General features: G+C 38.1%; 9 protein-coding genes. 4 read left to right on the forward strand and 5 right to left on the reverse strand.

The window, feature by feature from the left end:
- Positions 1-103: 103 nt before the first annotated feature.
- The 4 genes from ACSHXM_RS19400 to ACSHXM_RS19415 form a co-directional block, all read right to left on the reverse strand.
- Positions 104-1,924, reverse strand: coding sequence for a fasciclin domain-containing protein (locus tag ACSHXM_RS19400; protein WP_435691620.1), 1,821 nt, complete (start codon positions 1,922-1,924; stop codon positions 104-106).
- 558 nt (positions 1,925-2,482) lie between these two features.
- Positions 2,483-3,034, reverse strand: coding sequence for a DUF3833 domain-containing protein (locus ACSHXM_RS19405; RefSeq protein ID WP_435691622.1), 552 nt, complete (start codon positions 3,032-3,034; stop codon positions 2,483-2,485).
- A complete protein-coding gene (locus tag ACSHXM_RS19410; RefSeq protein ID WP_435691624.1) occupies positions 3,027-3,545 on the reverse strand; it encodes a chalcone isomerase family protein in 519 nt (172 codons plus the stop codon). Before ACSHXM_RS19410 ends, ACSHXM_RS19405 begins: the two co-directional genes overlap by 8 nt.
- A 31-nt stretch (positions 3,546-3,576) precedes the next feature.
- On the reverse strand, positions 3,577-4,068 hold the full coding sequence (locus ACSHXM_RS19415) for a DUF2878 domain-containing protein (protein ID WP_435691626.1): 492 nt from the start codon (positions 4,066-4,068) through the stop codon (positions 3,577-3,579).
- A 254-nt stretch (positions 4,069-4,322) separates the two neighbouring features.
- On the opposite strand from ACSHXM_RS19415, the gene ACSHXM_RS19420 reads away from it, so the two are divergent.
- Entirely contained in the window at positions 4,323-5,423 is a 1,101-nt protein-coding gene (locus tag ACSHXM_RS19420; protein WP_435691628.1) for an SMP-30/gluconolactonase/LRE family protein, read from the forward strand.
- A gap of 133 nt (positions 5,424-5,556) precedes the next feature.
- Here ACSHXM_RS19420 and ACSHXM_RS19425 read toward each other — a convergent pair whose 3' ends face one another.
- Positions 5,557-6,258 carry a hypothetical protein gene (locus ACSHXM_RS19425; RefSeq protein ID WP_435691630.1) on the reverse strand — a complete coding sequence of 234 codons (702 nt, stop codon included), beginning with the start codon at positions 6,256-6,258 and terminating at the stop codon, positions 5,557-5,559.
- A gap of 234 nt (positions 6,259-6,492) precedes the next feature.
- Between ACSHXM_RS19425 and ACSHXM_RS19430 the strand changes: the two genes are divergently transcribed.
- From ACSHXM_RS19430 to ACSHXM_RS19440, 3 genes are all read left to right on the forward strand, one after another.
- Complete coding sequence (locus ACSHXM_RS19430; protein WP_435691632.1) at positions 6,493-7,323, forward strand: phytanoyl-CoA dioxygenase family protein; 831 nt, start codon at positions 6,493-6,495, stop codon at positions 7,321-7,323.
- Positions 7,324-7,415: 92 nt separating this feature from the next.
- Entirely contained in the window at positions 7,416-8,183 is a 768-nt protein-coding gene (locus ACSHXM_RS19435; RefSeq protein ID WP_435691634.1) for a class II aldolase/adducin family protein, read from the forward strand.
- A gap of 54 nt (positions 8,184-8,237) precedes the next feature.
- On the forward strand, positions 8,238-9,413 hold the full coding sequence (locus ACSHXM_RS19440; protein WP_435691636.1) for a mandelate racemase/muconate lactonizing enzyme family protein: 1,176 nt from the start codon (positions 8,238-8,240) through the stop codon (positions 9,411-9,413).
- The last annotated feature ends 153 nt before the right edge of the window (positions 9,414-9,566 follow it).

Genomic DNA, 9,566 nt, shown 5'->3' on the forward strand with positions numbered 1-9,566 from the left:
GTATATATATATACGAGTCAAATTCGATTAATGATCATTTAATTATAAAAAAGCCTCTGAAGTCAGAGGCTAAAATGGGCAGAAGTGCTTTAAGAAATGTAAGTTAATCTAAAATCACAGTATCAATGACATGAATAACACCATTGGTTGTGTAAATATCAGTAATAACTACTTTGGAGTCGCCAATCATGAGTGAACCCGACTCTGAGTCGATCATGACTTGTACTTCGTCTTCAGAAGCTGTGGTTAACATTTTTCCATTAGCTGCAAAGGCGTCGAGTGAACTGATACTTGCTCCACTAATGACATGAGTTAGAAGAACTGCTTTTAATTTATCAGTGTCGGCTAAAAGTGCTGTTAAATCATCAGAATTTATTTTTTCAAATGCTGCATTTGTCGGGGCAAATACTGTGAACGTGCTATCTTCGTCCGATAATGTGGAAACTAAGTCTGCGGCAGTTAACGCTGACACTAAAGTCGAAAAGTTATCAGGGTCTGCTAATGCGACTTCGACAATATTTTGAGTTGGAGTGCCCATCATAGCAGGTGGCATAAGGACATTATCAATCACATGAATGATACCATTCTCAGCCATAACATCAGCTGTACTGACTTTAGCTCCGTTAACAAATAAGGTTGAGTCCACAAAAGAAAGTGAGGCTTTGTCTCCATTTACCGTTTCAACCATGTTTTCTGCAGATTGTGCTACAGAAATTGCTCCATCTGACATAACTTTTCCAGCTACAACATGATAAGTTAAAATACTCGTTAACTGCTCTGTTGTTAAACTGTCTAGCGTGCCTTCAGGTAATTTTGCAAAAGCGTCATCGGTTGGGGCGAACACAGTAAAGTCACTATCGGTATCTGCTAAAGTGGCGTCTAACCCTGTCATCTGAAGAGCTGACACTAGCGTTTCAAAATTTCCATTTTCTACTGCTACATCCACTAAATTCATTGCTGGTTCTGGAATTGCCACATCACCGACAATGACCGCATCAATAACATGTATTACACCATTTGTTGTATAAATATCTTTGAGGACTATGTTTGCGCCACCAAACATTAACATATCTGTTTCGGCGTTTATGTTAACCGGTATCTGAGCCATAGAAGCTGTTTCAACGCTCATGCCGTTTAAAGAAAAGGCTGTTGTAGAATTAACTGAAGCGCCTGAAACAACATGCTGCAACAATATATTAGATAATACATCTGGATTATTTAACAGTGTGCCAATCGTTTCGTCACCGATTAATGCAAACGCGTCATCTGTAGGAGCAAAAACGGTAAACATAGCACTTTCATCACTTAGCACCATATCTAGGTCGGTAGCCTGTAGTGCCGCAACTAAAGTAGTGAAACTACCGTTTTCTACTGCCGTTTCAACAATATTTAAGCTTGGTTCTGCCATTGCAGCTGGAGGCAATAACACTGCATCAATAACATGAATAATGCCATTGTCGGTTTGAATGTCAGCCGTCACAACCGTCGCAGTGTTTATCAATAAATTTGCACCGTCGAGTGATAAACCTACGTCGCTTTCATTAACCATGGTTACCGTAGTACCGGCTAAACTAATCGCGGTAGTTGAGTCAACTTCACTGCCAATAACATGGTAAGTAAGAATGTTGCTTAGGGTGTCTGTGTCCTCTAGCAAGGCGTTTATCGTATCCTGGCCTAAAAGAGCGAATGCTTCATCGGTTGGAGCAAAAACAGTAAAGCTGCTATTGGTATCAGATAAAACTGTGTCTAAGTCAGTAGCTTGTAACGCAGCCACGAGAGTTGTAAAGTTTCCGTTGCTAACAGCCGCATCGACTATTGTCACCGGAGCCGGTTCTTGTTCAATTATCTCATTATCATCGTCACTACAAGCTTGCAAAAAAATCACACTGAAAAGAGATAAACTTAAAGTTTTAAAATATTTCACGATATATTCCTCGTTGTTAGGTACAGGAAAAGTTACGACGGTGATGTGATAATGGATCAATAAATAGTGCCTAAAAAAAATATATATTTATTAGTGATCTAAGCGAAAATAATGCCGTATTGTTTAGGTTGGATATTAAAGCTATTACGAGTCTAAATAATCTGGGCTCGGGATAAGCCGAGCCTATCAATAACGCTATTTTTGCGCCTAACGACGTTGGGTTTTCTAATAATAGCCATCTAGTGCGCACGAAAAGCCGCCTTGCTATACGATAAAAATTTCGTCATTGAGTTAGCTAAAAGTAATCGTTAGTAGGTGTTAATTTATAAGTGTATGAACCTTATCCAAAAACTGAACTTAGGCGACTCTTCTTATCCCGAGTTCAGGTTAAATATTAGTTTTAGATTGAGGGGAATGAGTTTCTTAGCGTTTTATTTAATGTGTCTTCTGACACTATTTTGATGTAAACATGAGAGCTGAAAATAAGATGATCTTTGACTATGACCATCTTGTAATCTAAATATGAATTTTGATGTTGAGATAAGCCGAGAAGTCTATTTATAAGCAGGATTGTTTTTGATTTTGTTTATCAAAAAATATTGTGATCTCAGCAACCTGAACCCCAAATTTTGACATAGATGTTTTATTCATGACTCTATGTTCGTCAATTTGATACATCCAATCATCCATAGTCACTAAATACGTGTCACCGTCTAAACTGAGCAAAAGCTCATATTGAAATTGAAAGGCAAATCCTTGATGCACACCAATTGCGGCATTAGCTACATCTTCAGCAGTACCTTTATAAGTGCCATCAAATTGTTTTACCAGGTCCCAGTTTCGATAGGTGATTTCTCCATCATCAAAATAGAACTTTTCAGCTAATACCCCTTTATTTTCCTGCCAAGTTCCTAGTATTTCTACACAAAATCTCCTTTTAACCTGTTGAGAATAGTCTTGTAGGATCCCCCAAGCGACAATGTTGCCATCAAAATATTGCTTGATATCAAATGCCTCTGCTGTCTTAGGGTAGTTACTTATCTTGGTTGAGCAGCTAGATAAGAAAATCACGAGGGATAAGATTAGTACTTTTTTGGGGAAACTATTCATTTGAGGGGATTCCTAATAATTCGTTTCTTAATTTTGGTTGACTTGTTTTTGGAGACAGCCAGATGTCTAAAAACATTTGACTAAACTCTTTGCCTGGAACAAGTCCTATTTGGGCGTTATTAAAATAAAAGAATGATTGCTCGTTTTGAACTAATAGAGCTAATTTATCTCCCGATTTAATATCAGGCCAAATGCTTCTTAATGGGGAAATAAAGGCTTGGTAGGAAGTTTCTGAATACTCTAAGTGCTGCCATTGTTGGATAGTTCTTTGTATTAAATCTTCAGCGGTGATGTCTTTCAGATATTCAATTTCAAATACTAATGGTGACGAAGTATTAATGTCGCTATATCGTCCGGTTTTAGTATATAAAGTGCTGTTATAAATATCCCAAAATAAAACACTAAATTGAGTTTTCCCAACTTGTTGATACTGTAATTCAGCTAAGTCTTTAGGGAGTTTTTTCAGAATGTTTTGATTATCTGAGTTGGCGTGAACTAATGTGCAACTCATTGAAATTATTAAGAGTGTTATGCTTAAAACGTTATACACGATAATTCTCCTGGGCTTCAAATCGTTTTTGAAGTGCAAATATACCTATCATTAATACGCCCCATATCAATCCAATAATTAGAAAAGTATTCACCTGGCTATAGCCAAGTTCAATAGGCGATAAAGATGCCCCTCCCAAATAACTTAATGGTGCGGTACAAAAACCAACAACAAATTGCAAAACGTATGAATGTTTTAAGAACTGAAGACTGTGCCTGATTGTGGATGTAAATACTGCCCATAACATTATGAACCACAATGGAATAATGACATGATCTTCGATTATTAAAATACCCACATTTAGCAATGTAGAGTCAATTAAGGTGCCTAGTAATGTCACAGATAAGATTAATTTGGCTTCGACTTTACGTGAATCACAAGCATAGAGGTGGAAGGCTAACCAAACTGCGGTAACCGGAATAAACCAATGGCCAAATAGTATTAGGCCAAACCAAGACAAGTTAAATCCAATGATATTAAGCAATTTTTTTATTCTTCATTAATTTATATTCAGTTATACGTTCTATGCTGACATTTGGATTAGTTCTTGGAAAATAAGTAATAACAGTAAATCAAATTGTGACAAAACAGGTGTTGTAAGAAATCTTAAGCTAATGATTATATTGCTAAATATAATTAACGAATTGTGTTTATTGGTAATCTTAAAATTGATTTTTGAATATTGTAATTAGCCTAGGTAAAGTAGGTGAAACGAATCAAGTAAGGGATATCAGGTTAATGAGCAAAGACGATAGTTTGAACGGTAACAAAGAGCAGTTGTCTAGAAGACACTTTGTTAAAAGTTTAACAGCTGGCACAGTTGGGCTTATGGCCACGAGTTTGGCGAGTAAAGCTCAAGACGCCAGTCGTTATCTACCCGGCGCTGCCCCGGTCCGTTATCCTGAGCCTGATGTCATTGCCTTAGATAAACGTTTTACTTACAAGGTAGGTAATGCTGCTATTGAACGTATTTATACTGGTGGCCGTTGGGTAGAAGGCCCAGCTTGGAATGCTGTGGGTCGCTATTTACTTTGGAGTGATATTCCCGCAGACGAACAACTAAGGTACATAGAAGAAGATAATCATGTATCTCGTAATTTCCGTAAGCCTTCTGGCAATAGCAATGGAAATACCTTTGATTTTCAAGGGCGGCAAGTATCTTGTGAGCACTTAGCCCGTCGAGTCGTAAGGTATGAACATGACGGAAGTCTGACGGTATTAACCGATTCTTTTGGTGGTAAATCTTATAACGCTCCTAACGATGTGGTTGTAAATCCGCTAGATGACAGTATTTGGTTTACTGATCCCGGTTATGGTTCATTAGGCTGGTATGAAGGAACTAAGGCAAATACGGGATCGTCACAGCCTTATCAAAAAGAGGCGATTTATCGTATCGATGGCCAAACTGGAAAAGTCACTAAACTAACCGATGACTTGGTTAAACCAAATGGTTTATGTTTTTCTGCGGATTATAAAAAGCTTTATGCAGCCGACTCAGGTGCTGATACTAGTTTGATCAGAGTATGGGATATAGATGGTACCAAAGTACGAAACGGTAAAACTTTTTGTACTATGGAATATGATGGTAAAAAAGGTGGGGCAGACGGTATCCGTGCGGATATTCATGGCAATATTTGGTCAAGTGCTGGTTGGGCTGGTGAAGGGTTTGATGGAGTACATATTTTTGCTCCAAACGGAGATCGTATTGGGTTAATCAAGCTACCTGAAATTTGTTCTAACTTGTGTTTTGGCGGTGAGCATCGTAATCGTTTATTTATGACGGCCAGCCAATCGGTATATTCTGTTTACGTGGGTACGCAGGGCGCGCACATTACCTAACGTCTTGTTTCAAAATGTTTTTGTTGTAATTCATGAGTTAGTAAAACCTTAAGGTTTTACTAACTCATTTTATAATATTTAACCTTAACATTAGTGCTCTAGACTGCTTTCGATTGTGTCGCTAGAGTGGCGGTTACTTTTCGTATTTACGTTCTACTTTTGCCAATAACGCTTCGTCTTCAATTTCTAGTATGACTTTACGTTCAAGAATAATACGACCATTTACCTGTGAGCTACCGTCTATTTTTAATGTTGGTAAAGAGCTCTCTTTGTTTTTCCACCAAGAACTCTTGTTGTTATTTTCGTAAACAATATCGCCTTCAACTATACTGTTATTTAAAAGTATTATGTCGCCATTAACTGTTTTTAACTCGTCCCCAACTGAAGTGCCATTTAGCTTGATGTCTCCATTAACAGTCGATACATCTTTACCTACAGTTGAGTTTGCTCTCAAATGAATGCCGCCATTTACCGTACTTAGGTCTTTTTCAACTGTAAGTTCTGACTTGGCTTCTATACCGCCGTTCACCGTTGAAGCTCGCTTAATTGATACTCTGTGACCGATTTCGATACCGCCGTTCACCGTCTCGACATTTTTTGCAATCACACCGTCCGCTAAATCAATACCACCATTAACTGAAGACAAGTTTTTTACTTGTTGGTTTTCTTTAATATCTATTCCACCGAATACGGTATCGTGAGAGCTATGGTGTTTGTTTGCTTTATGATGGTTATTGTTATCATTTTCATGTGCACCAACGTGAATAATACATCCAGTCGTGCTAAGTAAAGAAGCAACGATAACAGCGCTAAGTGTGAGTCGAGAATGTTTCATAAAATTCCTTGTATAAATTTATATTTATTGTGTAGATTGTGTTTACAAGCTTTAAACAGCATGCAACATGCCAGTTTGTAAATGGTTGAAATCAATAGCATTTTAAAACCTGATGTAAATTAGTCGCATAAAAATCATTAAAGGTTGGCGAAAAGAACAATTATTTAGTTAATTTATTAAGTTGAGTTTTATTAGTAGTTAAATAGATGTGCAAAAAGGAAGGAGATATCAAGCTTGTTAAATACTCAACAATTGAAAAATTACCATTCGAAAGGTTTTGCGGTTTTGCCCGGATGTTTTTCTGATAGTGAAATGAATTTATTGAAACAAACTGCCGAACACATTGTTGAAAGGTTTGATCCTGATTCAACACGCGCGGTATTTTCTACCCAAGACCAAAGTAAAAGTCGAGATGAATACTTTTTGTCGTCGGGAGACAAGGTTCGCTGTTTCTTTGAAGAAGATGCCTTTGATTTACAAGGCACTTTAACTCAAGAGAAATCGTTGAGCATTAATAAAATTGGTCATGCATTGCATTACTTAGTACCTGAGTTTAGAGATTTTAGTCAAAGTGAAAAAATTAAAAATATAGCACTACAGCTTGGCAGTATTTCTCCACAAATTCGCCAGTCTATGTATATTTTCAAACAGCCTAAAATAGGCGGTGTTATACGATGGCATCAAGATGCGACCTATTTTTATACTCAACCTATTTCTGTTATTACATTTTGGGTAGCTGTAGAAGATGCGACTTTAGAAAATGGTTGTTTACAAGTGCAATCCGATGGAGAGCCATATCCGTTAAAAGAGCAGTTTTTACGATATGAGGATGATAGTACGGAATTAAAAACGTTAAGTGATAGACCTTGGCCAAAGGATGAAAGTGCTCAAGCTCTGGAAGTAAAAAAGGGCACATTAGTCGTGTTTAATGGTTTATTACCTCATTTTAGCGCACCAAATTTATCAAATAAATCAAGACATGCTTATACGTTACACATTACGTGTGGAGAAACTGAGTATTCTAAACAGAATTGGTTACAGTCTGCTCCTATTGGTTGGTCATAACCTAACTACTTTATGTTTTGTATCGGTTAATTAGTACATTTAATGTATGATCTTTAATTAGTTGTGAATAAGGTAAGTGGGAGTAGAAAAAGGTGTACGAATTAAAGGCATTCAGTTTAAAAGGCCTGGTATCAGATGAGGAGTGGCAGACTCGTATCGACTTAGCCGCTTGTTATCGATTGGTTGCCGATGCCAGATGGGGCGATTTAATTTATACCCATATTTCGGCTAGAGTGCCAAATACAGATCACTATTTAGTTAACGCCTTTGGATTGGCTTTTGATGAAGTCACCGCTTCTAATTTAGTTAAGGTTGATTTACAAGGTAATGTGCTAGATGGCTCGCCTTATCAAATAAACCCGGCCGGCTTTACCATTCATAGTGCTATACATGAAGTTAGGCATGATGCTAAATGTGTCATTCATTTACACACTAAGGCAACGATTGGTGTGGCAAGTATTGAAGGCGGTTTAAAACCATGGAGTCAATACGCCATGTTTTCGTTATCCTCATTAAGTTATCACGCCTATGAAGGACTCGCTGTAGACGAAAGTGAAAAGGCCCGGCTACAGCAGGATTTAGGTGAAACCAATCATATGTTATTGCACAACCATGGGGGCTTAACTTTAGGGCCTACAGTTGGTGATGCGTTTATGCGCTTTTATGATTTACAGCGAGCTTGTGAGATTCAGATGGATTTATTGCAAGCAGGCCAACCAATTATCGAAATACCGCAATCCATAGTTGATGGTATTTATGCACAAGCAAATGTAGTCCACAGTGGAGAAACGGGTGGCCAAAAAGCTTGGCCTTCTATGTTAAGGCGTGCTTATAACCTAGACCCTCGTTTTTGCGAGTAATTATCTTCTTTTTAACGAACATCGAAAAATAAACAAATTAAGCAGGAAAATTAAATGAAAATTAATCGTGTTGAGATCTTCGACATCCATTGTCCTAAACGACCACCTTGGAACCCTATATTTATTCGCATTCATACTGATGAAGGTATTTCTGGTGTGGGCGAGGCAGGTCTTGCTTATGATTTAGGTCATAGCGCTGCTGCACACATGATTAAAGAAATTGCTGAAGCCATGTTAATTGGCTTTAACCCTATGAACACCGAATTGTTATGGTCACGTATGTTACGTGAAAGTTTTTGGGGTTTAGGTGGCGGTCCAGTTTTGTATGCTGCAATGAGTGCTATCGATACCGCACTTTGGGATATAAAAGGTAAAGCTTTTGGTGTACCTGTTTATCAACTGTTGGGTGGCAAAACCAACGGTAAACTCAGAACCTACGCTAGCCAACTTCAGTTTGACTGGGATAAAGAGTGTACTAAATTGACTCAACCTGAGCAGTATGCTGAAGCCGCATTAAAAGCAGTAGCCGAAGGATATGACGCTGTAAAAGTCGATCCTATTGTATATGACAAGGATGGTAACTCATCCTTTGATCGCACTAAGTTATTTACTAAACCACAAATGAGATTATTTGGCGACCGTCTGCGTGCAATCCGCACAGCAGTAGGTGCCGATGTAGACATAATATTTGAGTCTCACTCATTAATGGGAGCTGCTTCTGCTATTCAGATGGGGGAAGTTATCGAAGAAGTGGGCTGCATGATGTACGAAGAACCTGTGAATTACTTAAACTCTGCGGTACATAAAAAAGTAGCAGAGAATGTCCGAGTTCCTATTGCGGGGGGAGAGCGACTCTACCACCGTTGGGATGTGCGTCCATACTTTGAAGATCAAAGTATCGATGTATTACAACCAGATGTTGGTTTATGTGGTGGTTTCACTGAAACAAAGAAAGTATGTGATTATGCAGACGTATACGATATTCGAGTACAAGCTCATGTATGTGGAGGGCCTGTTGCTACAGCTGCAAGCCTACATTTAGAAACAGCTATTCCAAATTTCCTAATTCATGAACACCATACTTATGCCATTAAAGAGTGGAATAGAGAGTTATGTATACAAGATCCTCAACCTGTTAATGGTTTCTTTGAGGTATCCGAAGAACCGGGTATTGGTATCGAACTCAATGATGAATTGGTATATCGCTCACCGAATATGGAAGTTAAATAACAGTCAGTTCGAATATTGTTCATTAAAAGGCCCGAAAGGGCCTTTTTGTTTATAAATTCAGCAGTCAGTAAATTAATTTAAAAAAGGAGTTGCAGTGGATGAAGTTATGTCTATAATGCGCACCTCGCTTCGGGGAGTCACTTAAAACGGCTT

This window comes from Paraglaciecola sp. (genome assembly GCF_051252315.1).
Taxonomy (GTDB): domain Bacteria; phylum Pseudomonadota; class Gammaproteobacteria; order Enterobacterales; family Alteromonadaceae; genus Paraglaciecola.